20 protein-coding genes are annotated in these 25,518 nt (G+C 61.6%); 7 read left to right on the top strand and 13 right to left on the bottom strand.

The annotated features are described in order from the left end of the window. Nucleotides 1-68 precede the first annotated feature (68 nt). The gene (locus ICM05_RS07780) at nt 69-1,172 is read left to right on the top strand and encodes an alcohol dehydrogenase catalytic domain-containing protein (protein WP_188024022.1); all 1,104 of its coding nucleotides are present in this window, start codon (nt 69-71) and stop codon (nt 1,170-1,172) included. A gap of 48 nt (nt 1,173-1,220) precedes the next feature. Continuing rightward, a complete protein-coding gene (locus ICM05_RS07775) occupies nt 1,221-2,648 on the top strand; it encodes an APC family permease (RefSeq protein ID WP_188024021.1) in 1,428 nt (475 codons plus the stop codon). Nucleotides 2,649-3,055: 407 nt separating this feature from the next. Here the strand turns inward: ICM05_RS07775 and ICM05_RS07770 are convergent, their stop codons facing one another. After that, a complete protein-coding gene (locus tag ICM05_RS07770) occupies nt 3,056-3,982 on the bottom strand; it encodes a heme o synthase (protein ID WP_188024020.1) in 927 nt (308 codons plus the stop codon). 84 nt (nt 3,983-4,066) lie between these two features. Between ICM05_RS07770 and tkt the strand changes: the two genes are divergently transcribed. The 3 genes from tkt to ICM05_RS07755 are packed head-to-tail and all read left to right on the top strand — an operon-like array spanning nt 4,067 to nt 8,879. After that, entirely contained in the window at nt 4,067-6,136 is a 2,070-nt protein-coding gene (tkt, locus tag ICM05_RS07765) for a transketolase (protein WP_188024019.1), read from the top strand. An 8-nt stretch (nt 6,137-6,144) separates the two neighbouring features. Then, nucleotides 6,145-7,257, top strand: coding sequence for a transaldolase (gene tal / locus ICM05_RS07760; protein WP_188024018.1), 1,113 nt, complete (start codon nt 6,145-6,147; stop codon nt 7,255-7,257). Continuing rightward, entirely contained in the window at nt 7,254-8,879 is a 1,626-nt protein-coding gene (locus tag ICM05_RS07755) for a glucose-6-phosphate isomerase (RefSeq protein WP_251364580.1), read from the top strand. The genes tal and ICM05_RS07755 overlap by 4 nt, the downstream gene beginning before the upstream one ends. Nucleotides 8,880-8,961: 82 nt before the next feature. On the opposite strand, the gene ICM05_RS07750 is transcribed toward ICM05_RS07755, so the two are convergent. The 11 genes from ICM05_RS07750 to uvrB form a co-directional block, all read right to left on the bottom strand. Then, nucleotides 8,962-9,318 carry an RNA polymerase-binding protein RbpA gene (locus ICM05_RS07750; protein WP_188024017.1) on the bottom strand — a complete coding sequence of 119 codons (357 nt, stop codon included), beginning with the start codon at nt 9,316-9,318 and terminating at the stop codon, nt 8,962-8,964. Between the two features lie 28 nt (nt 9,319-9,346). Further along, nucleotides 9,347-9,595 carry a preprotein translocase subunit SecG gene (secG, locus tag ICM05_RS07745; RefSeq protein ID WP_188024016.1) on the bottom strand — a complete coding sequence of 83 codons (249 nt, stop codon included), beginning with the start codon at nt 9,593-9,595 and terminating at the stop codon, nt 9,347-9,349. An 87-nt stretch (nt 9,596-9,682) separates the two neighbouring features. Then, complete coding sequence (gene tpiA / locus ICM05_RS07740; RefSeq protein ID WP_188024015.1) at nt 9,683-10,477, bottom strand: triose-phosphate isomerase; 795 nt, start codon at nt 10,475-10,477, stop codon at nt 9,683-9,685. Then, complete coding sequence (gene pgk / locus ICM05_RS07735; RefSeq protein WP_188024014.1) at nt 10,474-11,676, bottom strand: phosphoglycerate kinase; 1,203 nt, start codon at nt 11,674-11,676, stop codon at nt 10,474-10,476. Before pgk ends, tpiA begins: the two co-directional genes overlap by 4 nt. A gap of 85 nt (nt 11,677-11,761) precedes the next feature. Next, nucleotides 11,762-12,376 carry a superoxide dismutase gene (locus ICM05_RS07730; RefSeq protein ID WP_188024013.1) on the bottom strand — a complete coding sequence of 205 codons (615 nt, stop codon included), beginning with the start codon at nt 12,374-12,376 and terminating at the stop codon, nt 11,762-11,764. A gap of 127 nt (nt 12,377-12,503) precedes the next feature. Further along, nucleotides 12,504-13,484, bottom strand: a complete 981-nt coding sequence (whiA, locus tag ICM05_RS07725) for a DNA-binding protein WhiA (RefSeq protein ID WP_188024012.1) — start codon at nt 13,482-13,484, stop codon at nt 12,504-12,506. A gap of 50 nt (nt 13,485-13,534) precedes the next feature. Then, nucleotides 13,535-14,413 carry an RNase adapter RapZ gene (gene rapZ / locus ICM05_RS07720; RefSeq protein WP_188024011.1) on the bottom strand — a complete coding sequence of 293 codons (879 nt, stop codon included), beginning with the start codon at nt 14,411-14,413 and terminating at the stop codon, nt 13,535-13,537. Then, on the bottom strand, nt 14,410-16,341 hold the full coding sequence (uvrC, locus tag ICM05_RS07715; protein WP_188024010.1) for an excinuclease ABC subunit UvrC: 1,932 nt from the start codon (nt 16,339-16,341) through the stop codon (nt 14,410-14,412). Before uvrC ends, rapZ begins: the two co-directional genes overlap by 4 nt. After that, a complete protein-coding gene (uvrA, locus tag ICM05_RS07710; protein WP_188024232.1) occupies nt 16,338-19,235 on the bottom strand; it encodes an excinuclease ABC subunit UvrA in 2,898 nt (965 codons plus the stop codon). The genes uvrC and uvrA overlap by 4 nt, the downstream gene beginning before the upstream one ends. An 87-nt stretch (nt 19,236-19,322) precedes the next feature. Then, nucleotides 19,323-19,892 carry a hypothetical protein gene (locus ICM05_RS07705; protein ID WP_188024009.1) on the bottom strand — a complete coding sequence of 190 codons (570 nt, stop codon included), beginning with the start codon at nt 19,890-19,892 and terminating at the stop codon, nt 19,323-19,325. Nucleotides 19,893-19,941: 49 nt separating this feature from the next. Beyond that, nucleotides 19,942-22,032, bottom strand: coding sequence for an excinuclease ABC subunit UvrB (gene uvrB / locus ICM05_RS07700; protein ID WP_188024008.1), 2,091 nt, complete (start codon nt 22,030-22,032; stop codon nt 19,942-19,944). Nucleotides 22,033-22,268: 236 nt separating this feature from the next. Here uvrB and ICM05_RS07695 point away from each other — a divergent pair, with 236 nt between their 5' ends. After that, nucleotides 22,269-22,700: a MarR family winged helix-turn-helix transcriptional regulator gene (locus tag ICM05_RS07695; protein ID WP_188024007.1), complete on the top strand. Its 432-nt coding sequence runs from the start codon at nt 22,269-22,271 to the stop codon at nt 22,698-22,700. Here the strand turns inward: ICM05_RS07695 and ICM05_RS07690 are convergent, their stop codons facing one another. After that, nucleotides 22,701-23,510, bottom strand: coding sequence for a helix-turn-helix transcriptional regulator (locus ICM05_RS07690; protein ID WP_188024006.1), 810 nt, complete (start codon nt 23,508-23,510; stop codon nt 22,701-22,703). 84 nt (nt 23,511-23,594) lie between these two features. Here ICM05_RS07690 and ilvD point away from each other — a divergent pair, with 84 nt between their 5' ends. Beyond that, the gene (ilvD, locus tag ICM05_RS07685; protein WP_188024005.1) at nt 23,595-25,454 is read left to right on the top strand and encodes a dihydroxy-acid dehydratase; all 1,860 of its coding nucleotides are present in this window, start codon (nt 23,595-23,597) and stop codon (nt 25,452-25,454) included. The last annotated feature ends 64 nt before the right edge of the window (nt 25,455-25,518 follow it).

The following is a 25,518-nucleotide window of genomic DNA, read 5'->3' as shown; positions in this document are numbered from 1 at the left end:
ACGTACCATCTCGGAGTAGCCTCGCGCTGAATGAGCAGCGCGAACAGTATCCAACGGAGGAATAACCAATGAAGGCTGTCGTATTTCGCGACCCGGACACTCGTGTAGAGGTCGTTGAAGCAGAGCTTGCAGGCCCGAAGGCAGGCGAAGTCCGTGTGAAGATTGCTGCGGCTGGCGTGTGCCACTCGGACCTGCACGTCAAGCGCGGCGAGTGGGACGCCCCCGCGCCGCTCGTCATGGGTCATGAGGGCTCCGGCGTTGTGGTTGAACTCGGTGAGGGTGTCACCTCGCTCGCTGTCGGCGATCATGTTGTGCTGAGCTGGGTTCCGCCCTGTGGCGAGTGCCGATACTGCCTTCAGGGGCACGAGGCGCGCTGCCAGAAGGTCGTTGAGGTGAACAACGCCACCGGTTCACTCTTCGATGGCACCTCGCGACTCACCAACGCAGAGACTGGCGAATCGCTGCGTCACTACCTGAGTGTCTCGTCCTTCGCTGAAGAGGTTGTCGTGCCGGTTTCCGGTGCGGTCAAGGTGCGCGATGACGCACCGCTCGATGTCATCGCAGTCGTGGGTTGCGCAGTCGCGACTGGCGTTGGCGCCGTACTGAACACCGCTGCGGTAGAGCCCGGCTCGACCGTCGCTGTCATCGGTTGTGGCGGCGTTGGCCTCAACGTCGTGCAGGGCGCAAAGCTCGCTGGCGCAGAACGCATCATCGCGATCGATCTGCTCCCCGAGAAGACCGCAATGGCACTGCAGTTCGGTGCAACCGATCGCATCGATGCTTCCAACGGTGATGTTGTCGAGCAGCTCTTCGCACTCGTCCCTGACGGCGTCGACTACGCGTTCGACGCCATCGGCCGCACCATCACGACCGAGCAGTCGATTCGTATGCTCGGCCTTGGCGGCGCAGCAGTCATCGTCGGCCTGCCGCCGACCGGTGCGAAGGCGTCCTTCGAGCCGCTCGTGCTTGCGGAGGCAGACCAGCGCATCCTCGGCTCGAACTACGGTTCGGTTCGCCCCTCGATCGACATCCCCGCCCTCGTTGATCGCTACATGGATGGTCAGCTGAAGCTTGATCCGCTCATCTCGGGCCGTCGCCGCCTGGAAGACGCGGCAGAGGCACTCGACGATCTCGAAGCAGGCGGCGTTCTGCGCACCCTGCTCATCCCGTAAGTCTCCTCCGAGATATTTCGACCACTCGAAGGAGAGTGATTCATTTTCATGGCTACTACTGAACGGCAAGCGCCCGTAGACGCTGGTCTGCGTCAGGGAGTGATGTCTGGCGCAGAGCTCTCTGCCCAGGCAATCGCCAATATCGCGCCGAGTGCCGTCATGGCCTTCACCGCGGCTGGAATCTTCGTTGGCGCTGGCAACGGCACCATGATGTCGTTCCTGCTTGCGACCATCGTGATTCTCTGTGTCGGCTGGTGCGTGGCAGTCTTCGCAAAGAAGAACGCCTCCGCTGGTTCGCTGTACACCTACGTTTCGAAGGGCCTCGGCCCGACGGGCGCGTACATCGCAGGCGTCGCACTCATCATCGGTTGTTGGGGCATCGCCGCGGGTTCGCTCGGCGGCGCGGTCTCGTACACTTCCGACCTCCTCACCCTGCTGGGTGTTCCCGCTGACAACGTCATCTGGCTGATCGCACTCGCGATCATCATCGGTGGCCTTGCGACCTTCTTCACGATTCGTGGCATCCGGGTCTCAGCTCGTGTCTCGCTCGTACTGGAGCTTGTCTCGCTCGCGATCATCCTCGTCCTACTGGTCGTTGCGCTGATCGCGGTTGGTCCCGACGCATGGGATCCCGCGCAGTTCAAGATGACCGGCGCACCCTTCCAGGGTGTGGCTGCGGGCATGGTGCTCGGCATCCTTGGCTTCGTTGGATTCTCTTCGGCTGACGCGCTCGGTCGCGAAGCAAAGAACCCATACACCGCGATCCCCCGCGCAATCATGTGGAGTGCCGCAGCGGTCGGTATTCTCTACATCTTCGCCGCTTACACGCAGATCGCTGTGCTGGGCGAGGAGCTGGGCGAGGCCGTAAGCCCGCTGCAGGCTATTTCGGACAAGATCGGCATGCCTGTGTGGTTCACGCCGTTGCTCGTGTTCGGCGTAGCCGCATCATTCTTCGCGGTTGTCGTTGCACCGCTGAACGTCGTGGGTCGCATTGTCTACGTCATGGGCAAGGAAGGCGTTGTTCCCGAGCGCTTCGGACGCACTCATGACACGCACCTCACCCCGCATCGCGTGCTGCTGATCGCAGGTCCCGCAGCAATCGTGCTCGATGTCATCTTGCTTGCCTGTGGCGTGCATCCGATGGACATCGTCGTGTGGGTCGATACCTACGGCACCTACGGATACATGGTGGCGTACGCGCTTGTCGCGATCGCCTGTGTCGTCTACGTTCGCCGCGAGAAGATGCGGAGCGCGCTCGTCACGCTCTGCGCCACCATTGCGGTTGTCGCAATGGCATACGTGTTCTTCGCAAACGTCTGGCCCGTGCCGGCGTTCCCGCTGAACGTCATCCCGTACCTCTTCTTGCTCACGATGATTCTGGCACTCACCCGCTTCGTTTACCTCAAGCAGAAGCGCCCCGATGTGATTGCGCGGATCGGCAACACCGACACTGACATGCTCGAGGGCGTCGGCTAACCACGCCGCACTTCCCACACGCCAAGAGGTGGCGATTCTCCCCGGTTTTCTGGGGCGGATCGCCACCTCTTTGTATGTGTACTGTCTGTGGCGGGCCGGGCCGGGCCGTGTCGCGGGCCAACACGTGAGAAGAGGCGCTTTGCGTGCCACCGCGTGGCGTGTGGCCTGATCCGCGCCCCATCTTGAGGGCAACCCCTCGAAGCTGGCCTGTTCTTGCACAATGACCCGTTTCACACGCATGAAAGGCCTCGCCGTGCGCGAACGGGGCCGTCACGCGGGGTTGACCGTAACGGGAGACGGCATGGCGAAGGCAGGTGGTGACGACGCCCCAGACAACGCGAAAGCCCCGAGCCAAACGGCCCGGGGCTTCCTGCGATTACGACCACACAACGGCCGTACGCGGGAGATTAGAACGGAAGCAGCGGATCCACTGCAATAGCAATCGACAGCACCGAAAGGTACGTAATCGACGCGTGGAAGACCTGCATCGGCTTGCCCTCGTTGCCACGAATAGCCTGGTTGTACAGCTTGTGTGCTTCAACAATGAAGTAGATACCGCTCGCGAGTGCGACGACTGTGTAGGTCCAGCCCATGTTTGCTACGGGAATCATGAGGAAGCTCGACACGACAGTTGCCCAGGTGTACAGGATGACCTGGAGACCAACGGTGGTGCGGCCGCGGACCACCGCAAGCATCGGCACGCCGGCTGCAGCATAGTCCTCGCGGTATCGCATGGACAGGGGCCAGTAGTGTGCCGGGGTCCACAGGAAGATGATGAGGAAGAAGATCCACGCAGGCCATGCGAGCGACTCGGTGACGGCCGCCCAGCCGATCAGCACCGGGAAGCAGCCAGCGATGCCGCCCCAGATGATGTTCTGCTCGCTGCGGCCCTTGAGCCACATGGTGTACACCACAACGTACGTGAAGATTGCTGCGAGGCTCAACAGCGCAGCAAGCCAGTTCGTGGTGAAGTACAGCCACACGATCGACGCAACGCCGAGCGCGTACGCAAAGATCAATGCGTTGCGATCGGAGATTTCTCGCGTGACGAGTGGGCGATTCTTCGTGCGATTCATCACACGATCGGCCTCACGGTCGATGTAGCAATTGAATGCGCCGGCGGAGCCCGCGCTCATGGCGCCACCGATAAGCGTTGCAAGCACAAGCCAGAGGTTCGGCAGGCCGCCCTGAGCCAAAATCATGGCCGGAACAGTGACAACGAGCAGAAGCTCCATCACTCGCGGCTTTGTGAGTGCAACGTAGTTCTTCACCGTCCGGCCGAACGAACGCGGGGCCTGAACGGGAGCTGCTGGGGTAGAAATCTCTGCGGACATCACTCCCCATGGTACCGGTAGTCGGTAAGATTGGTTGGGAGTGCGCTGAGTAGGCGCAAAACGCAACATGAGAGGCTGGGGCTGTTGACGAACGGATTGCACTGGGACGAGCTTGATAATCGGGCGGTGGACACCGCTCGTGTGCTCGCTGCTGACGCAGTTGAGAAGGTTGGCAATGGCCATCCCGGAACGGCGATCAGCCTTGCCCCCGTTTCGTATCTGCTGCACCAGAAGGTGATGCGCCACGATCCGACTGACGCTGACTGGCTCGGCCGAGACCGTTTCATTCTCTCGATCGGTCACTCTTCACTGACTCAGTATGTCCAGCTCTACATGGGCGGCTACGGTCTTGAGCTTGAAGACATCGAGGCGCTTCGCACCTGGGGTTCGAAGACCCCCGGTCACCCTGAGTACGGCCACACCAGGGGCGTCGAGATCACAACTGGTCCGCTGGGTCAGGGCCTCGCGTCGGCTGTTGGCTTCGCATACTCGGCACGCTACGAGCGTGGCCTGTTCGACCCTGAGGCTGCGCCCGGCACGAGCCCCTTCGATCACTTCATTTACGTCGTCGCAGGCGACGGTGACTTGCAGGAGGGCGTGACTGCTGAGGCAGCTTCGCTCGCGGGCCACCAGGAGCTCGGTAACCTCATTGCGATCTACGATTCGAACCAGATTTCGATCGAAGATGACACCGATATTTCGTTCTCTGAAGACGTTGCGAAGCGCTACGAGTCATACGGCTGGCAGGTGCTCGAGGTTGACTGGAAGAAGACCGGTGCATACGTCGAGGACGTCGCCGAGCTCTACGCCGCAATCGAAGAGGCACAGGCTGAGTCGACGAAACCGACCCTCATCATCCTCAAGACCATCATCGGTTGGCCTTCGCCCGGCAAGCAGAACAGCGGTGGAATTCACGGCGCAAAGCTTGGTGCTGAAGAGCTCGCTGGCCTGAAGACCGTGCTCGGCTTCGATCCTGAGAAGCACTTCGACGTCGCTCCCGAGGTCATCGCGCACACCCGTGCCGCGGTCGACCGCGGTGCTGAGAAGCGCGCAACGTGGCAGGCATCGTTCGATGCTTGGGCTGCAGCCAACCCTGAGCGCAAGCAGCTCCTGGATCGCCTTGAGGCGCAGGCGCTGCCCGAGGGTGTAGAAGCCGCGCTCCCCCAGTTCGAGACCGGCGCAAGCATCGCGACTCGCTCGGCAAGCGGTAAGGTGCTTGCAGCTCTCGGCCCGATCATGCCCGAGCTGTGGGGTGGATCGGCAGACCTCGCAGGTTCGAACAACACGACGATCCCGAACTCGGCATCGTTCGTTCCCGCAAACCACTCGACGTCGACCTGGCAGGGCAACCCCTACGGCCGAGTGCTGCACTTCGGTATTCGCGAGCATGCAATGGGCGCGATTCTGAACGGCATTCAGTTGCACGGCAAGACTCGCAGCTACGGCGGCACCTTCCTGCAGTTCGCTGACTACATGCGTCCCGCAGTGCGTCTCGCCGCGCTCATGAACGTTCCGAGCGTGTTCGTCTGGACGCACGACTCCATCGCCCTTGGCGAGGACGGCCCCACGCACCAGCCGATCGAGCACATCGCTTCGCTTCGTGCGATCCCGAACCTCGCAATGGTTCGCCCCGCAGACGCAAACGAGACTGCAATTGCGTGGCATGAGATCCTCACCCGTCACGCTGGCCCGACCGGCCTCGCACTGACTCGCCAGAACGTCCCCGTGCTTGCGGGCACTCGCACCGATGACGTGCGTCGTGGCGCATATGTCCTCGCAGATACCCCGACCGATTCGCTTGACGTTATTCTGATGGCAACCGGCTCGGAGGTGCAGCTCGCAGTGGCAGCACGCGAAGAGCTCGCAGCACAGGGTATCGGCGCGCGCGTCGTTTCGATCCCCTGCTTCGAGTGGTTCGCAGAACAGCCCGCTGAGTACCGCGCAAGCGTGCTCCCCGCGGCTGTAAAGGCGCGCGTGAGCGTTGAAGCTGGCCTCTCGCTCGGCTGGGAAAAGTTTGTTGGCGACACCGGTCGCTCGGTTTCGATCGAGACCTTCGGTGCTTCGGCCGACTTTGAGACGCTGTTCCGTGAGTACGGAATCACAACTGAGGCTGTCGTTGCGGCAGCACAGGAAAGCCTGCAGGCGCAGGCATAGGAGGATCCATGTCCCACTCGCACACCGCTGAGCTCAGCAGTGCGGGCGTGAGTATCTGGCTTGACGATCTTTCGCGCCGCAGCCTCGAGAGCGGTCAGCTCTCGAGGCTCGTGCGCGAACATGACGTCGTAGGCGTAACCACGAACCCCACGATCTTTGCCGCCGCACTTGCGGACGGCGAGGCGTACCGCGACGCAGTCGCTGAGTGCGTCGCCCGTGGCCTGTCCGTAACCGAGACGATCCGCGACCTCACGGTAGCCGATGTCACCGCAGCGTGCGACTTGTTCGCTGATGTGTACGCGGCAACAGCCGGTCGTGATGGCCGCGTCTCGATTGAGGTTGACCCCGGTCTCGCGCACGACACTGCAGGAACCATCGCTCAGGCTCGCGACCTGTGGCAGCGAATCGATCGTCCAAACGCGATGATTAAGATTCCTGCGACTGAAGCGGGCCTCGAAGCGATCACGGCGGTGGTCAGCGAGGGAATCAGTGTCAACGTCACCCTGATCTTCAGCATCACCCGCTATCGCCAGGTCATTCACGCGTACTACGCGGGTGTTGAGTTGGCGCGCGCAGCGGGCATCGATGTTTCACAGGTGCACTCGGTCGCCTCAGTGTTCGTGTCTCGTGTCGATACCGAGGTAGATTTGCAGCTCACCACAATCGGCACGTCGGAAGCACTCGCACTGCGAGGCAAGTCAGGCATTGCGAACGCACGTCTCATGCACGAGATCCTCGTGAACATGAATGGCACCGCTCGCCTGGGCTACCTGCACGATCGCGGCGCGACCCCTCAGCGCCTATTGTGGGCATCGACGGGCGTGAAAAACGCTGAGTTGCTGGCTGACACTGCGTATGTCGATGAGCTGGTGACGAGTGGCACGGTGAACACCATGCCGCTCGCGACGCTCGAGGCAGTAGCTGATCATGCGCTGCCAGCAACGGACCGCGTCGTCTCCGAGTACCTCGAAGCCAACCAGCATTGGAACACGCTTGACGGTCTCGGCATTCACTACGACGAGGTGATGACCAAGCTTGAGAACGAAGGGCTTGCCAAGTTCGACGCATCATGGGCTGAACTCGTGGAGACCGTGACCGAAGCAATCCAGGTGAGCCGTTGAGCGCGGCATCCGTACGACTGACGGCGCACGCAGCCGAACGTTCGGCAACCGTGCTCACGCAGCTGGTTGACGCGCAGTTCGCTACTCGACTGTTCGCGAAAGACGACTCGCTCTGGGGAAAGCGTGCTGCCGATGAGGCAGCGATCCGTCTCGGCTGGGTAGATTTCGCTCAGGAGGCACGTCAGGTGCTTGAGCAGGTCAAGGAGTATCGCGCAGAGCTTCTCGAGCGAGGCATCACGCAACTCGTGCTCTGCGGCATGGGTGGATCAAGTCTCGCGCCGTATGTCATCACGCGTCGCGACGGCATCTCCCTCACCGTGCTTGATTCGACACATCCTGACACCGTTCGCACCGCTCTCTCTGGCGATATTGCACGCACGGTTGCGGTGGTGAGCTCAAAGTCTGGTTCGACGGTTGAAACGCTGAGTCATCGCGCGGTGTTTACCGAAGCGTTTGCAGCAGCTGGTGTGAACCCTGCAGAGCATGTGGTGGTCGTCACCGACCCTGGTTCGCAGCTCGAGGCCAGCGCTACCGCTGCGGGTCAACGCGTCTTCCACGCTGACCCCAATGTGGGTGGCCGGTTCTCGGCGCTGACTGCCTTCGGTATCGTTCCTGCCGGGCTTGCAGGGTCTGACATTGACGGGCTCCTGCGAGAAGCTGAGTCGGTACGCCCAGAAGTTATGCTCGACTCTGTCGAGAATCCCGCGCTCCAATTGGCGGCGGCGATCTTCGCGGATCTCCCCGAGCGCTACGTACTCGAACTCGTTGAGTCGGCGACCCAGCCTTGGGGCCTTGGCCTGTGGATTGAACAGCTTGTCGCGGAGTCGACGGGAAAGAACGGCAAGGGTGTGCTTCCTTTGTCGCTCCCCCGCGGAGCCCTTCCGACCACGGCCGAGCCGGCACGAGTGGTTGAGCTTCTTGACGAAACGTTTGTGAACTCAGCTGTACAGCTCGCCAGTGATCAGACCATCGCGGTCGCTGGTGCACTTGGCGCACAGTTCCTCCTATGGGAGGTTGCAACCGCAGCGCTTGGTCATCTCATTGGCGTAGACCCGTTCAACCAGCCTGACGTAGAGTCAGCGAAGGTCGCGGCTCGCAAGAACCTCACCGCAGCAGAGGAATCTACCGAATCTTGGACGCCGGCATTCGCAGGCACCGAGGTGTCAGGCGTGAGCTGTGGGGCCGGCACGTCGATCGATCCGGAGAGCTTGCTCACCGAACTTCGTCGTGCCGTGCCGGTCAACGGATATATCGCAATTCAGGTGTACGGCGCGCCTGAGGGTCCGTGCGCCGCTCCGCTGGAACGCTTGCGTGCTGCGCTCGCTGACGCGTGGGATATTCCAGTGAGTCTTGGCTGGGGTCCGCGCTACCTTCACTCGGTCGGGCAATTCCACAAGGGTGGCCGCCCGCTCGGCGTCTTCCTCCAAATCATCGATACCCCGTCGTCGGACCTGGACATCCCTGGTGGCGAATCGAGTTTCGCATCACTGATGCGTGCTCAGGCGAACGGAGACGCAGCCGTGCTGCGAGAGCGAGGTCGCTCGGTGCTCCGGGTGAGTGGTGACTCAACGGTTCTTGCGATCGATGAGCTCATCGCCGCAATCACCGCTTCGGGGGGCTAGCGAGCGAATGCTGTCCGTATAGACCAATAGGAAAGGCCCCAAGCAAAATACTTGGGGCCTTTCCTATTGGGTGTCGCTGTTCTTAGCGGCGACCGCGACGCGCGCGAAGCTTCTGCAGCGCCTCTTCGAGGAGCTCAACAGCTTCCTCTTCAGTGCGGCGCTCCTTCACATACGCGAGGTGCGTCTTGTAAGGCTCGTTCTTGACGAGCTGCGGTGGCTCGTTCTTGTTGCGACCAGCGGGGAGACCCGAGGTCGGCGAATCAATCTGATCCGGAATTTCTTCGTCGGCGACATCAGCCGAGAAGTAGCGGATCGTTTCGTTGCCCAGTGCGTCCCAGTATGAGACCTGTACACGTTCGGCACGCACGCCGTGATCCTGCTCCCCCATGGGACCAGAACCGACGCGGGCACCGCGGATAGCATTACTGCTGCCTGCCACGAGTGACCTGCTTTCTACAAGATAAAACTTAGATCAGCGTGAAGCGATCAATAACGTTGACGCCGACGATCGAGAGAACCCAAACGATCGAGACGACAACCGTAATACGGTTAAGGTTTCGCTCTGCGACGCCCGACGACCCGAGCGCCGAACCCATACCGCCACCGAACATGTCGGAGAGGCCGCCACCGCGACCCTTGTGCAGCAGGATGAACAGCGTCAGGAGCAAGCTCGTAAGAACAAGCAGCGCCAAGAGGATGATCTTAACTACGAGCACTGAGGAAACCTTTCACTTGGCGTCACGCGAGGTGCGCGGCGCCGACGGACCAGAAACCAGTATAGCCGCCGAACGGCCCTGAAATGATTACGCGCCGACGTGTTGGCGGAATCGGATGATCCGCTGGAACTCATCGACCTTCAGGCTAGCGCCACCTACCAGCGCGCCGTCAACATCCGCCTGGCGCATAAACGCTGCGATGTTCTCGCTGGTGACCGATCCGCCATACAGAACGCGAGTTGCGCTGGCAGCTTCCTCGCCCGCAACCTCGGTGATCGTTGCACGAAGTGAGTGAGCAACAGCCTGAGCCTGCTCGGGAGTTGCTGCCTGGCCGCTACCAATCGCCCATACGGGCTCGTAAGCAACCACGAAGGGTGCGCCGGCAGGTACGCCAGCGAGTGCGGCACGCAGCTGTGCAACGGGTACCGCAGCTGCACCATGCGTCTCGAGGTCTTCAGCGGTTTCGCCAACGCAGATTACAGGAACCATGCCAGCCTGCGCGGTTGCAGCGGTCTTCGCCGCCACGACCTCGTCGGACTCGCCATGGCCGTGGCGACGCTCCGAGTGGCCGATGATGACGTACTGAACGTCGAGCTTTGTGAGCATCGCCGCTGAAATATCGCCAGTGAAGGCACCGGCGGCCTGCGGTGAGACGTCCTGCGCGCCGAGGCTCAGTGCGAGCTTGTCGGCAGAAAGCAGGGTCTGCACCGAGCGCAGGTCGGTGAACGGGGGGAAGACTGCGACCTCTGCGTCAGCGAAGTCGTGCTTCGCGTCTTTCAGGCCCCAAGCGAGCTTCTGCACAAATGCAATCGCCTGCAGATGGTCGAAGTTCATCTTCCAGTTGCCCGCGATCAGCGGAGTGCGAGTGAACTGTGCGCTCATGCGATCACCTCGAGACCGGGAAGCTGCTTGCCCTCGAGGAACTCGAGGCTTGCGCCGCCGCCGGTCGAGATGTGACCGAACTGGTCATCTGCGAAGCCGAGTGCGCGAACTGCCGCAGCCGAATCGCCGCCACCAACAACGGTGAAACCGTCGGTCTCGGTGAGCGCGCGAGCAACGGTGCGAGTGCCATTTGCGAATGCGTCCATCTCGAACACGCCCATGGGGCCGTTCCAGAACACGGTCTTCGAAGTGCCAATGACCTCGGCGAAGGCTGCCGCGCTGTCAGGTCCGATGTCGAGGCCGATGCCTGCGACGCCAAACGCGCTCGACTCGATTGCATCAGCAGCAACGACTTCGTGAGCCGCGTCAGCAGCAAAGCGATCAGCTACGACGATGTCGGTCGGCAGAACGATGCGAACGCCACGGCGTTCTGCGTCTGCGAGGTAGCCACGCACGGTCTCGAGCTGGTCCTCTTCGAGGAGGCTCGAAGCGACCTTGTAGCCCTGCGCTGCGAGGAAGGTGAAGAGCATGCCGCCACCGATGAGCAGCGCGTCAACGCGCTCGATGAGGTGGGAGATGACGCCGAGCTTGTCGGAGACTTTCGAGCCGCCGAGGATGACGGTGTAGGGGTGCTCGGCATGCTCAGTGAGGCGTTCGAGCACAACCGTCTCAGCCGCAACGAGGCGACCAGCTGCACTCGGAAGAATCTGGGGCAGATCGTAGACGCTCGCCTGCTTGCGGTGCACTACACCGAAGCCGTCCGAAACGAAGAGTTCGCCGAGTGCGGCGAGCTGCTCTGCGAATGCGCGGCGCTCTGCGTCGTCCTTGCTGGTCTCACCCGCATTGAAGCGGAGGTTTTCGAGCAGCAACACATCGCCGTCGGTGAGTGCCGCAGCAGCTGCGGTTGCCTCTGCGCCAACGGTCTCCCCTACGAACTGCACGGGAGCCTCAAGGAGCTCTGCCATGCGAGCGGCGACGGGGCGAAGGGAGAAGCGATCCTCGGGCGCACCCTTGGGGCGGCCGAGGTGAGAAAGGAGCACCACGCGTGCACCCGCAGCGCGCAGCTCGCGGATGGTGGTGAGAGATGCGCGGATCCGCCCATCATCGGTAATCACGCCCTCCGAAAGAGGGACGTTGAGGTCGCAGCGAACAATAACCGTTCGCGAAGCGAGCGAGCCGAGGTCTTCAAGCGTGCGCATAGCGGTGAATACTCCTAGTGGTATTTCGGGAGAACATGCCGAAGCGGGTGGGTGACGAAGGAGTCACCCACCCGCTTAACGGAAATTAGATCAGGCCAGGGGTCTGCGAACGAGCGGTCTCGAAGCGCTGTGCGACGTCCTGCCAGTTTGCAATGTTCCAGAAAGCCTTGACGTAGTCAGCGCGAACGTTGAGGTAGTCGAGGTAGTACGCGTGCTCCCACACGTCGAGCATGAGCAACGGCGTGGTGCCAGCGGGGAGGTTGCCCTGCTGGTCGAAGAGCTGAACGATGTTCGGACGCTGGCCGAGCGAATCCCATGCAAGCGCAGCCCATCCCGAACCCTGCACGCCGAGTGCGGTCGCGGTGAACTGTGCCTGGAACTTCTCGAAGCTGCCGAAGAACTCGTCGATTGCAGCTGCGAGCTCACCCTCGGGACGGTCGCCACCCTCGGGCGACATGTTGTTCCAGAAGATGGTGTGGTTCACGTGACCGCCAAGGTTGAACGCAAGGTCCTTCTCGAGCTTGTTCACGTTTGCAAGGTTGCCCGATTCGCGAGCTTCTGCGAGTGCCTCAACAGCTGCGTTTGCGCCGGTGACGTATGCCTGGTGGTGCTTACTGTGGTGCAGCTCCATGATCTTGCCGCTGATGTGCGGCTCCAGTGCTGCGTAGTCGTAGGGCATCTCAGGAAGGGTGTAAACCATTGCCTTGCTCCGTTTCAGATCGGTGTTGGTGTATGCCCACTCTACTCGCTGTGGCGCGCGGAAGTCAGGCAAAATCGTTCGCAGTTAGCGATACTCCCGGGGTATTCCGAGAGTATCGCGCTGTCGGCTAGTTGCCCTCTGCGAATTCGGGGAGGCTCGCTTCGGTGCCAGGGATGCCCTTTGCGAGCGCTTCCTTGTCTGCCATTGCGAGCAGGCGGCGGATGCGGCCAGCGATTGCGTCCTTGGTCAGTGCGGGCTCAGCCTTGGTGCCGAGCTCATCGAGGCTTGCTTCACGGTGCTGCAGGCGCAGCATGCCCGCGTACTTGAGGTGCTCAGGGACATCGTCGCCGAGAATTTCAAGCGCGCGCTCCACACGAGCACATGCGGTGACCGAGGCCTGGGCGGATCGACGAAGGTTTGCGTCATCGAAGTTCACGAGGCGGTTTGCGGTCGCACGGGTCTCGCGCGCCTTGCGCAGGTTGTCCCACTCGGTGCGAGCGCCGATGGCACCCATTGCGCCGAGCATTGCGCTGATGGCCTCGCCATCGCGCACGAGAAGCTTGCTGGTGCCTCGAACCTCACGGTTCTTGGCATCAATGCCGATGCGGCCAGCTGCACCAACGAGGGCCATAGCAACCTCGCTGCTGGGGCAAGCGATCTCAAGGCCGGCGGTGCGGCCGGGAGGGGTGATCGAACCACGCGCAAGGAATGCGCCACGGAGTGCTGCGGCGAGCTCTGCTGCGTCGCCGGTCGCGACGCGGTTCGGCAAACCGCGAATCGGGCGGCGGCGCTGATCAAGCAGGCCAAGCTGACGTGCGAGGGTTTCGCCGTCAAGTACACGCACGAGGAACTGCGGTGCGCCGGGGCGAACCGTGGTGGGGGGCAGCTGCTTGGCGTCAGCGCGAACGCCGTACAGCTCGGCGAGGTCCTTACGGACACGCTGAACGATCTGCGGGGTGTGCAGTTCGGCCTCGAGGACAATGCGACCGTTGATGGTGTGCAGTCCTCCAGAAAGGCGAAGCGTCGTGGCAACCTCTGCCATCCGCACCCCAGTCGGCTGGACGGGAATGCGGACGAGCTCGCCCTTGACTTCAGCGGTAGTCGGCACGGAGAAGAGTCCTCTCAACGAAAGTTCAACAGAAAATCAAAAGGTGTGCGCTACTCGCGACCGAGGTCGCGATGACGGAGCGACACGCTCACGCCAGGGAGGGCAGCAAACTGATCTGCAAGCTCGCGGGCCATTGCGACTGACCGGTGTTTGCCACCAGTGCAGCCGATTGCAAGCGCCGCATGACGTTTATTCTCACGCTGGAACCCAGCAAGAACTGGCGCGAGAGAAGCTACGTAGTGCTCGAGAAACTCTGCTGCGCCTTCTTGCGCAAGCACATAGTCTTTCACAGGTCCGTCGAGTCCCGTGAGCGAACGCAGATCAGTTTCCCAGAATGGGTTTGGTAGGAAACGCATGTCTGCCATGAGATCCACGTCAGTTGGCGCGCCATACTTAAATCCAAAGCTCATTACGCTGAGCTGCAGCCCGGGGGTGTCTTCCGACGAAAAGAGGTCACGAACGTGGGTGGTGAGACCGTGAACGTTGTAGTTTGACGTATCGATCACCACATCACTCGACGCGCGAAGCTCGCTTGCTCGCTCTCGTTCAAGTCGAATGCCCTCGAGGAGCCCGCCAGCCTCAAGCTGGAGCGGGTGTGGGCGACGTACCTGCTCGTAACGACGCACAAGTACGTCATTGTTTGCGTCAAGGAAAACCACATGGACTGACGCGTTTTCCCGAAGTGAAGCAACTGTTGACTGAATGTCGCTGTACAGGTTTCGACCACGTGCGTCAATGACGGCAGCGATCTGGGGCAGTGCTCCCCCAGACTTATCTGCCATGTCAGCGAGAGTTTTCACCATGGAAAGCGGAAGGTTATCAACCACGTACCAGCCAAGGTCTTCGAGCGTGTTCGCAACGGTGCTTCGCCCGGCGCCTGACATTCCGGTGACGATCAAAATCTCTTGAATCGATTTCTCTTCGCTCATGAAGCCTCACCTTTGGTCTGATCCGTTTCAGGAACCCCCAGCTTACCGGCTGTGGAGACTTCTGTCGCCGCCGCGAGATGGCGGTGTACTTGCTCCCCCAGACGATCGCCAAAGCCGGGCATCGCAGAGATCTCAGCGACCGTCGCTGCACGCAATCGTTTGGCCGATCCAAAGCGCTTGAGGAGCTCCTTGACGCGTTTCGGCCCGAGGCCTGGAATCTCAGAGAGCTGCGTAGAGATCGCCGAACTGCGTTTTTGCCGCTGGAAGGTGATCGCGAAACGATGGGCCTCATCGCGAATGCGCTGGACTAGGAACAGTGCGTCACTTGTGCGCGGCAGAATCACGGGGAATGGATCCTCCGGAAGCCAGATTTCCTCGAGTCGTTTCGCAATGCCACACAGCATCACGTCGGTGATCCCATGTTCGGAGAGTGCTCGGGCTGCAGCGGCGACCTGTGGTTCACCACCGTCCACAATCAGCAACTGCGGACGATCGCGGTACACGCCGTTCGGGAGATCGCCAGCTGCCTCATGCTGGTTCAGCTGAGCGGCACGACGCGAAACCACCTGATAGATCGAGTCAGTATCGTCCGTTGTCGCCTCTATGGAGTATTTTCGATACTCGCTCTTCGCAGGCAGGCCATCTTCGAACACGACGAGCGAAGCCACGACGTTCGTGCCTTGCAAGTGCGAAACGTCAATGCACTCAATGCGCAGCGGCGCGACGTCCATGCCGAGTGCGTCCTGGATCTCGGCGAGCGCATCGGTGCGGGAGGTAATGTCGCTCGCGCGTTTGAGCTTGTGGCGCACGAGGTTCTCCCCCGCGTTCAAGATCGCACGATCCATCAGCTGGGCCTTGTCGCCGCGTTCCGGGATACGGATCTTCACCTTGCCGCCGCGAGGCCGCTGCTTGCCAAGCGCCTTTTGCAGCTCGTCGACCCCATCTGGCATGACCGATACGAGGATCTCCGCGGGCGGCTCGCGGTCTTGCGGGTACGCCGATTGCAGTACCTGTTCAACGAGCCGCGACGGCGAATCATCAAGCTCGACGTCGACGATCCAGCTGCGTTCACCGCGGATGCGGCCGCCACGAATGATGAACTGGTGCGCCGCGGCAGATAGCTCGTCAGAGCGTAGACCAAACACGTCGAGGTTCACGTCCATGCCGAGCACGATCGCATTCTTCTCAAGCACGTGAGCGACGGCCTGCATCTGATCGCGGAGCTTAGCGGCATCCTCATACCGCTGTTCGACAGCAGCGGCTTTCATCTCACGCTCGAGAACCTTGAGGTGGGAATCGTCAGCGCCAGCGAGAAAGGCGCTGAGCTCTTCGATCCGCGCCCGATGGTCAGCGATGCTGATCGTGCCGGAGCACGGTCCGCCACAGCGGCCGATCTGCCCCGCAAGGCACGGCCGGCCGGAGCTCATGGCGCGTTTGTAATCGGCGTCGTTACAGGTGCGGATCGGGAATGCCTGCTGCAGCAGCGAAACCGTCTCCTTGAGCGCCCACACTTTCGGGTACGGGCCAAAGTACTTCGCGCCACGGATGTGCTCGTTGCGAGTGATGATGAGTCGTGGCGACTCCTCGCGCAGGGTGAGGGCAAGGTACGGATAGGTTTTGTCGTCTTTGAACTGGACGTTGAACGGAGGTTTGAATTCCGTGATCCAGGTGTGCTCAAGAACGAGCGATTCGGTGTCGGTTGCGACAACGGTCCAGTCGAGCTTGGCGGCAAGCATGAGCATGCGTTGCGTACGCGGCATGAGTGCGTGCATCGGCTGGAAATAGTTTGCGAGCCGTTGGCGCAGGTTTTTTGCTTTGCCGATGTACAGCACCCGGCCGTATCGGTCGCTGAACCGATACACGCCGGGGCTGGTGGGGATCTCCCCCTGCGCGGGGCGGAAGGAAGATCGGTTGTCTTCAGGTGTCACTTGCTGGCCTTTGCGGCCGCCTTCGCTTCACGGCCGTGCAGTACCTCTGCGAGGAATCGGCCGGTGTGGCTCTCGGGGTGCTCAGCGAGTTGCTCAGGGGTACCCGTCGCGAGAATCGTGCCACCACCGGAGCCGCCCTCTGGGCCGAGATCGATGACCCAGTCGGCGCTGCGAATGACATCGAGGTTGTGCTCGATGGTGATGACCGTGTTGCCTTTGTCAACAAGACCGTTGAGCACGAGCAGTAGCTTGCGCACGTCTTCAAAGTGGAGGCCGGTCGTCGGCTCGTCGAGCACGTAGATGCTGCGGCCGTTCGAACGCTTCTGGAGCTCGGTTGCGAGCTTCACACGCTGCGCCTCACCGCCGGAGAGCGTTGTCGCGCTCTGACCGAGGCGCACGTAGCCAAGCCCAACATCGACGAGAGTCTTCATATAGCGGTGGATCGACGAGATCGGCTCGAAGAACGACTCAGCCTCAGCGATCGGCATCTCGAGAACTTCGGAGATGTTCTTGCCCTTGTACCGAACCTGCAGCGTCTCACGGTTGTAGCGGCTACCGCCACAGACCTCACACGCGACGTATACGTCGGGCAGGAAGTTCATCTCGATCTTGAGGGTGCCGTCACCCGAACACGCCTCACAGCGACCGCCCTTTACGTTGAAGCTGAAGCGACCTGGCAGGTAACCGCGGGTCTTTGCCTCTGGCGTCTCGGCGAACAGGTTTCGAATTTTGTCGAAGACACCCGTGTACGTCGCGGGGTTCGATCGCGGTGTACGGCCGATGGGTGCCTGGTCGACGTGTACGACCTTGTCGAGGTGTTCGAGGCCGGTGATGCGAGTGTGTTTGCCTGGCACGAGTCGTGCACCGTTGAGCTGGTTCGCAAGCACGCGGTACAGGATGTCGTTCACGAGCGTCGACTTACCCGAGCCCGAGACGCCGGTAACCGCGGTCATTACGCCGAGCGGGAACGTCGCGTCGACGTTCTGGAGGTTGTTTGAGCGGGCACCAACGACCTTGAGTTCGCGCTTCTTGTCACGCTTGCGGCGATGCTTGGGAGTCTCGATGCTGCGACGGCCTGCGAGATAGTCGCCGGTCACAGACTCGCGGTTGCTCAGCAGTTCTGCGTAGCTGCCGGAGTGAACAACCGTGCCACCTTCAACGCCAGCACCCGGTCCGATATCAACAATCCAGTCAGCTGCCTCGATCGTCTCTTCGTCGTGCTCAACGACGATGAGGGTGTTGCCGAGATCGCGCAGCTTCACGAGCGTCTCGATGAGGCGGCGGTTGTCACGCTGATGCAGGCCGATCGACGGCTCATCGAGCACGTAGAGCACGCCGGTCAGGCCGGAGCCGATCTGCGTTGCCAGGCGGATTCGCTGCGCCTCACCACCGGACAGGGTGCCTGCCGCGCGGGCGAGCGTAAGGTAGCCAAGGCCAACCTCGATGAGGAAGTCAAAGCGGAGACGGATCTCACGGAGCACCTGTGCCGCAATCTTTGCCTCGCGCTCGGTCAGGGTGACCTCGTCGAAGAACTGCTTGGCGTTCGACAGGCTCAGCTCAGTGACCTGCGAGATCGACTGCTCGTTCACGGTGATTGCGAGCACCTCGGGCTTCAGGCGCTGACCAGCACACGACTGGCACGGCACCTCGCGCAGGAACTCCTGCCAACGGTCGCGCTTCGCATCGGACTCAGCCTCGGAGTACTGGCGCTCGATGAAGGGAATGACGCCCTCAAAGCCGCTCGAGTACTTCACCTCGCGGCCAAAGCGGTTCTTCCATCGAACGTTGACCTTGAAGTTGTTGCCGTGCAGCACTGCCTCACGCACCTCTTCATCAAGCTCGCCCCACGGGGTCTTGAGCGAGAAATCAAGGTCGTCTGCGAGGCCGACGAGCAGCTTTTCGTAGTACTGATACAGGCTCTTGCCCTGACTCGTCCAGGGAACGATGACGCCCTCTGCAATTGAGAGCGCGGGGTCACCAAGCACGAGGTCTTCGTCTACCGACATGCTCGTGCCGAGGCCCGAACAAGCGGAGCAGGCACCGAAGGGCGCGTTGAACGAGAACGTGCGGGGCTCGATCTCGGTGAGCTGTACGGGGTGTTGGTTCGGGCAGCTGAGCTTCTCGGAGAAGAGCTGTACACGGTCGTCACTCCCCTTGTCGCGATCAACGTATTCAATCGCGACAATGCCACCAGCCAGACGCAATGCGGTCTCGAGCGAGTCGGTCAGACGGCCGAGAACGTCTGGCGTCGCCACGAGGCGGTCAATGACGACAGAGATGTCGTGCTTGACCTGCTTCTTGAGTTTGGGCGGATCGGACAGCTGAATCATCTCGCCATCAACGATCGCGCGTGAGTAACCGCCAGCTGCGAGCTCCTGGAAGAGGTCGACAAACTCGCCTTTCTTCTTGCTCACGACGGGCGCGAGCACCTGGTAGCGGGTGCGCTCTTCGAGCCCCATGAGGCGGTCAGCGATCTGCTGCACCGTCTGGGCTTGGATTGCTTCGCCGCACTGCGCACAGTGCGGGATGCCAACGCGCGCCCAAAGTAGACGCATGTAGTCATAGATCTCGGTGATTGTGCCGACGGTCGAACGCGGGTTGCGGTTCGTTGACTTCTGGTCGATCGAGACCGCAGGGCTCAGGCCCTCAATGAAGTCAACGTCTGGGCGGTCAACCTGGCCAAGGAACTGGCGTGCGTACGCGCTCAGGCTCTCAACATAGCGGCGCTGACCCTCTGCGAAGATCGTGTCAAACGCAAGGCTGGACTTACCGCTGCCCGAAAGGCCGGTAAACACCACCATGGAGTCGCGTGGAATCGACAGGTCGACATTGCGGAGATTGTGGACGCGGGCACCCTTGACGCTGATCTCGGCATGCGCTGCAGAGGAGCGAATCGGGGTGCTGGGGGCAAGGTCGAAGTTCTTCGAAGTCACGGCTCTATCTTACGTTGCAACGGGCAAAAAGTTCGAACATATGTGCGATTAAAATGCGCTGGGAAAACGTGCGAGCTGTTCTTTCCAAAATGCGCGCCAACGTTCGACGTCGCTCTCGGCAGGCAGGCCATCGTGGCTGATGGTCACGATAATCTTTGTGTCATCTTTCGCTGCGGCGGCCACTTCCAGCTTGCCAAGTCCCGTGAGATTCGACCGCCAAAACGTGCGCTTATCGGTACGCGAGCGGCGAGGCTCGGATCGCTCCGCGCCGAGAAAATCGGTGTCGAGCGCAAGCTCGGCCCATCGCTCAATTGCCGTATCGCGGTCCCCCGTGATCGTGCGGCTTGCACTTACGCGGTACGTGCCGTCTGCTGACTGGCCGGGGCGACGAATGCCAGCGTGCTGCTCGAAAGCGATCGTCGCCATCTGTGCCCACCACTCCGGGTTTTCAAGCGCTGTCGGCATCCGGGTGAGTGCGATTGCCGCAATCTCACCGTGGCTGAGCGAGGCTGCGTTCGCGCCCGCAAAAAGCTCGAGCCAGTCCGCCCAGGTCACGTTCGAGGCGCGCTCAAGCGCGGGGATGTTCGCCCCGCGGGTGGCGTTCGTAGCTGCGGTCATCGGTGCTCCGTTGTTTCCTGATCGTTTGGGTGGGCGCGGATCGCCAGGCCTAGAGGTGGCCCGCTTCGTCCATGCTGCGCAGCTCACGCTTGAGTTCAGTGAGCTCGTCGCGCAGGCGCGCGGCGAGCTCAAACTTGAGCTCCTCAGCGGCGAGCAGCATCTGCTCAGTGAGCTCACTGATGAGTTCTTCGAGCTTTGCCGCACCTTCGGAAGCGATTGCGCCGGCGCGTGCCGCAGCCTTGCCCTTTGCCTTCTGAGTAGAGCCGCCCTTTCGCTGCGCGTGTGCGCCAGAGCGAGAAAGCACGTCTTCGGTGTCAGCAGCCTCGCGGTTCAGCATCTCGGTGATGTCACCGATCTTCTTCCGGAGGGGCTGTGGGTCAATACCGTGCTCCGTGTTGTACGCCACCTGAATCTCACGGCGACGATTGGTCTCTTCAATCGCCTCTTGCATGGAACGCGTGATCTTGTCGGCGTACATGTGCACCTGTCCCGAAACATTTCGAGCCGCACGACCAATGGTCTGAATGAGTGACGTCGACGACCGCAGGAAGCCCTCTTTGTCAGCATCAAGAATCGAGACGAGCGACACCTCAGGAAGGTCGAGACCCTCACGCAGCAGGTTGATGCCGATCAGTACGTCGTAGACGCCAGCACGCAATTCAGTGAGCAGCTCAACACGTCGCAACGTGTCGACGTCAGAGTGCAGGTAGCGAACGCGAACGCCCGCCTCCTCCATGAAGGTAGTGAGCTGCTCAGCCATCTTCTTGGTGAGGGTCGTGACGAGCACGCGCTCGTCACGCTCAGCGCGTGCGCGCACCTCTTCGAGAAGGTCGTCAATCTGACCTTCGGAGGGCTTCACGACAATCTCAGGGTCGATCAGGCCTGTCGGGCGGATGATCTGCTCGACGATGCCGTCTGCGCGTTCCATCTCGTACTTACCCGGCGTTGCCGACAGGTAAATCGTCTGGCCGACGCGCTCCTTGAACTCTGCGAACTTCAGCGGCCGGTTGTCGAGCGCACTCGGCAGGCGGAAGCCGTGATCAACGAGCGTGCGCTTACGCGAAGCGTCACCCTCGTACATTGCGCCGATCTGCGGCACGGTCACGTGCGACTCGTCGATGACGACGAGGAAGTCGTCCGGGAAGTAGTCGAGCAGACAGTGTGGCGCCTCCCCCGGCTTGCGCCCATCGATGTGCAGCGAATAGTTCTCGATGCCTGAGCAGAAACCGATCTGCTCCATCATCTCGAGGTCAAACGTCGTGCGCATGCGAAGACGCTGCTCTTCAACAAGCTTGTTCTGGCGCTTGAGCTCGGCGAGACGCTCGTCGAGCTCGGTCGCGATCGTGCCCATCGCGCGGTTCATGACGTCGCGGCTAGCAACGTAGTGCGAGCCAGGGAACACCGAAACAGTCTCAACCTGCTTGATGACGTCGCCCGTGAGTGGATGGAGATAGTAAAGCGCCTCGATCTCGTCACCGAAGAACTCAATGCGAATCGCGAGTTCTTCGTACATCGGAATGATCTCGACGGTGTCGCCGCGCACGCGGAAGTTGCCGCGCACGAACTCGATGTCATTGCGCTGGTACTGCATATCGACAAAGCGGCGCAGCAGCACGTCGCGGTCGAGGCGGTCACCAACCACCAGCGGCACCATTGCCTCGTAGTATTCCTCAGGCTTGCCCAGGCCATAAATGCACGAGACCGTCGAGACCACGATCACATCACGCCTGGACAGCAACGCGTTCGTTGTCGAGTGGCGGAGGCGCTCAACCTCGGCGTTCACCGAGGAATCCTTTTCGATAAAGGTGTCAGTCTGCGGAACGTACGCCTCAGGCTGGTAGTAGTCGTAGTAACTCACGAAGTACTCGACCGCATTATTCGGGAAGAGCTCACGGAACTCACTTGCCAGCTGCGCGGCCAGCGTCTTGTTGTGCGCGAGGACGAGCGTCGGACGCTGCACGGCTTCAACCAACCAGGCCGTCGTTGCCGACTTGCCCGTACCGGTTGCACCGAGCAATACGACGTCAGTCTCACCCGCGTTAATGCGCGCAGCAAGCTCTTCGATCGCCTTCGGCTGATCGCCGCTCGGCTCGTATTCCGAGATGACCTCGAAGGGTCGAACACTGCGCGTGGTTTCCATGTTTCTCACCCTATCTTTTGCCACCGACATTCGACCGTGAAGCGGCCAATTCGCAGGCCCGCTGAGCACGCCCATCGCGAACAAGCAACTGTTACATGAGGGAACGATCACCCAACGACAACAGCGTCCAAACACGCCCGAGGTGGCCACGATCCGCCATATGACAGGTCAATCGCCCCACTGGCGCCGCAGCCGCGCGTTCATTACACCACCTCACAAAGTGCTACCGTAAAGGCGTGAACCCGACCCTGCTGGACCGACTGCTCGCCATCAGCACACTCTTCAAGCGAAACGAGCACCGTTCACTCAAAGGCACGTCACTGACGACCGCCAGGATCCAGGCGATGCAGACGCTGTTCCACGCGGGTCCGTCATCTCAGCAGGCACTCGCCCGCGCGATGGGCATCACTCCGCGTAGCATCTCCTCGTTGATCGATGGTTTGGTGGAATCTGGATACGCGATCCGCGCCGCCGACCCGCACGATCGCCGTGCGGTACTCGTCACTCTGACGCCATTGGCGCATCAGGAAATGCGGGAGCGCCAGCTTGCGCACGCCGAGGTCTCTCGCGAGCTGGTCCGCGCCATCGCGCCAGAGGACCGGGCCGCGTTCGATCGCGGACTCAACGCGGTGTTCCGTAAGTACGACGAGATCGTGCGCCGAGGCTAGTTAGCCCGTGGCAGCCACGGGCTCCACGACAGGCACGTACATGACGACGTGCAAATCGGTCGCATCTGAGGGCACCAGGCGATGATGCTCGAAAACTCGCACGCCAGCTTCCGGGTGCACAAATGTGCGCAACCGAGATTTGAAGCGCTCGACGCTTTGTTCTGCCCACTGCTTCGTGAAGTCCTCGCTCTGCGCGAGCAGCCGATCCACCACCGCGCGGTGACTCTCTGAACTCAGGCGTGCACCGGATTCCGCACGGAACTCCGCCATGAACGCACGGCTGTCATTTTCCCAGTCTGGGAGCATCTCTCGTAGGCGCGGATCGGTGTACACGAGGCCAAGCAGGTTACGTTGCGCAGTGGGGAGCGTTGCAATGGGGCCGTACAGCCATTCGTACCCCTTGTTCCAGCCGAGAATGTCCCACGCCGACGACACGATAAACGCCGGGTAATCGAGCGAGTCGATGAGGCGCTGCAGGTGCGCGGGCGCCATCTCGTGCTCAACCGCGGGGAAGTCGGCGTTCGGGCCAGCAAGTGCAAACACGTACTCCGCCTCTGACGGGGTGAGTTGCAGCACGCGGGCGACAGCCGCAAGCACCTGCCGTGAGGCATTAATGTCGCGACCCTGCTCAAGCCAGGTGTACCAGCTCACACTCATGCCGGCGAGAATCGCTACCTCTTCGCGACTCAGCCCAGACGAAGAACGGCGCGTGCCGCCGAGCAAGCCGAGGCCAGCTCGATCCACGCCCTTGCGTTTCGTGGCAAGGAACTCACCGAGCTGGACACCGCGCGGGGTACGAGGACGAATCATGCATTCATAGTACCAGGAGTACTAGTAGTAACTCTGTTCGCGCCCCGGCCTCCCGCCCGGAAAAAGGGGTGGATAATATGAGTTATGGTCGCCTATCGCTCATTCACTGTTACCCATGGCCGCAACATGGCTGGCGCTCGTGCGCTCTTCCGTGCTGCCGGTGTTCCCGGCGCCGATCTTGGCCGCAAGCCCATCATCGCCGTGGCAAACTCGTTCACCGAGTTCGTCCCAGGCCACACCCACCTCGCACCTGTCGGTCGCATTGTCTCTGAGGCGATCACCCGCGCAGGTGGCATCCCCCGCGAGTTCAACACCATTGCTGTCGATGACGGCATCGCAATGGGCCACGGCGGCATGCTGTACTCGCTCCCCTCGCGCGACATCATTGCTGATTCGGTCGAGTACATGGCGAATGCACACTGCGCTGACGCACTGATCTGCATCTCGAACTGTGACAAGATCACCCCCGGCATGCTCCTCGCAGCGCTGCGCCTGAACATCCCCGTGGTGTTCGTTTCGGGTGGCCCCATGGAGTCGGGTCGTGCAACGCTCGCGAACGGCATGGTTCGCACCCTCGATCTCGTTGACGCGATCTCTGAGGCAGTGAACGAGAACGTCTCAGACGAAGATCTTCAGAAGATCGAGGAGTCGGCCTGCCCGACCTGTGGTTCGTGCTCGGGTATGTTCACCGCAAACTCGATGAACTGCCTCGTTGAGGCCATTGGTCTCGCACTGCCCGGCAACGGCTCGACCCTCGCGACCCACACCGCCCGCCGCGCACTCTACGAAGAGGCTGGCGAGCTCATCGTGAACATCACCAAGCGCTACTACGAGGAAGATGACGAGACCGTCCTCCCCCGGAACATCGCGACCCACGCTGCATTCGAGAACGCCATGGCGCTCGATATCGCAATGGGCGGATCGACGAACACGATCCTCCACCTCCTCGCCGCAGCTCACGAAGCTGGCGTCGACTTCGGCCTGGAGGAGATCGACGCGGTTTCACGTCGCGTCCCCTGCCTTGCGAAGGTCGCGCCGAACGTTGCCAACGGCAAGACCTACTACATGGAGGATGTGCACCGCGCAGGTGGCATTCCCGCGCTCCTCGGTGAGCTCCGCCGCGGCGGCATGCTCAACGACGAGGTCCACACCGTACACGCGAAGACCCTCGGCGAGTGGCTCGACGAGTGGGACGTGCGTGGCGGCAAGGCTTCGGAGAAGGCGTTCGAGCTGTGGCACGCTGCTCCCGGTGGTGTTCGCTCGTCGACCGCGTTCTCGCAGTCGGAGCGCTGGCGCGAGCTTGACCTCAACCAGGAGGGTGGCTGCATCCACTCGGTTGAGCACGCATACTCGAAGGACGGCGGCCTGGCTGTGCTCCGCGGCAACATCGCCGTTGATGGCGCAGTGGTGAAGACCGCTGGTGTTGACGAGTCGATCTGGACGTTCTCTGGCCCCGCAGTTGTCTGCGAGTCGCAGGACGAGGCTGTTGAGAAGATCCTCAACAAGCAGGTCGTCGAGGGCGATGTCGTCGTGATCCGCTACGAGGGCCCCAAGGGCGGCCCCGGCATGCAGGAGATGCTCTACCCGACTTCGTTCCTCAAGGGACGCGGTCTCGGCAAGGCGTGCGCGCTCATCACCGACGGTCGCTTCTCTGGCGGAACCTCGGGTCTCTCGATCGGTCACGTCTCCCCCGAGGCTGCACGTGGCGGCGTCATCGCTCTCGTTGAGGACGGCGATATCATCAAGATCGACATCCCGACCCGTGAGCTCACGCTCGATGTACCTCAGGACGAGCTCGATCGCCGTCGCGCAGAGCTCGAAGCGAACGGCGGCTACAAGCCGAAGAACCGTATCCGCCCCGTGACCGATGCGCTCCGCGCGTACGCTGCATTCGCGCAGTCGGCAGACAAGGGCGCGGTTCGCGTCATCCCCGAAGACGTCTAAGTCTTCGCTGCAACACTGAAGGGCTGGCGCTGATCCAATTGCGGATCGGCGCCAGCCCTTCAGC

It is taken from the genome of Leucobacter sp. cx-42 (genome assembly GCF_014529985.1).
In the GTDB taxonomy this organism is placed as follows: Bacteria; Actinomycetota; Actinomycetes; order Actinomycetales; family Microbacteriaceae; genus Leucobacter.
The sequence above is the reverse complement of the archived record's forward strand: the minus strand, read 5'-3'. Positions and strand labels throughout refer to the sequence as shown.

What these genes read in the sequence shown, in the direction of transcription:
- tal (WP_188024018.1), top strand. Translation starts at nt 6,145, where the DNA reads ATGTCCCACTCGCACACCGCTGAGCTCAGCAGTGCGGGCGTGAGTATC.
- pgk (WP_188024014.1), bottom strand. Translation starts at nt 11,676, where the DNA reads ATGCGCACGCTTGAAGACCTCGGCTCGCTCGCTTCGCGAACGGTTATT.
- ICM05_RS07775 (WP_188024021.1), top strand. Translation starts at nt 1,221, where the DNA reads ATGGCTACTACTGAACGGCAAGCGCCCGTAGACGCTGGTCTGCGTCAG.
- tpiA (WP_188024015.1), bottom strand. Translation starts at nt 10,477, where the DNA reads ATGAGCGCACAGTTCACTCGCACTCCGCTGATCGCGGGCAACTGGAAG.
- ICM05_RS07730 (WP_188024013.1), bottom strand. Translation starts at nt 12,376, where the DNA reads ATGGTTTACACCCTTCCTGAGATGCCCTACGACTACGCAGCACTGGAG.
- ICM05_RS07770 (WP_188024020.1), bottom strand. Translation starts at nt 3,982, where the DNA reads ATGTCCGCAGAGATTTCTACCCCAGCAGCTCCCGTTCAGGCCCCGCGT.
- ilvD (WP_188024005.1), top strand. Translation starts at nt 23,595, where the DNA reads ATGGTCGCCTATCGCTCATTCACTGTTACCCATGGCCGCAACATGGCT.
- ICM05_RS07780 (WP_188024022.1), top strand. Translation starts at nt 69, where the DNA reads ATGAAGGCTGTCGTATTTCGCGACCCGGACACTCGTGTAGAGGTCGTT.
- rapZ (WP_188024011.1), bottom strand. Translation starts at nt 14,413, where the DNA reads ATGAGCGAAGAGAAATCGATTCAAGAGATTTTGATCGTCACCGGAATG.
- uvrB (WP_188024008.1), bottom strand. Translation starts at nt 22,032, where the DNA reads ATGGAAACCACGCGCAGTGTTCGACCCTTCGAGGTCATCTCGGAATAC.
- ICM05_RS07705 (WP_188024009.1), bottom strand. Translation starts at nt 19,892, where the DNA reads ATGACCGCAGCTACGAACGCCACCCGCGGGGCGAACATCCCCGCGCTT.
- ICM05_RS07690 (WP_188024006.1), bottom strand. Translation starts at nt 23,510, where the DNA reads ATGATTCGTCCTCGTACCCCGCGCGGTGTCCAGCTCGGTGAGTTCCTT.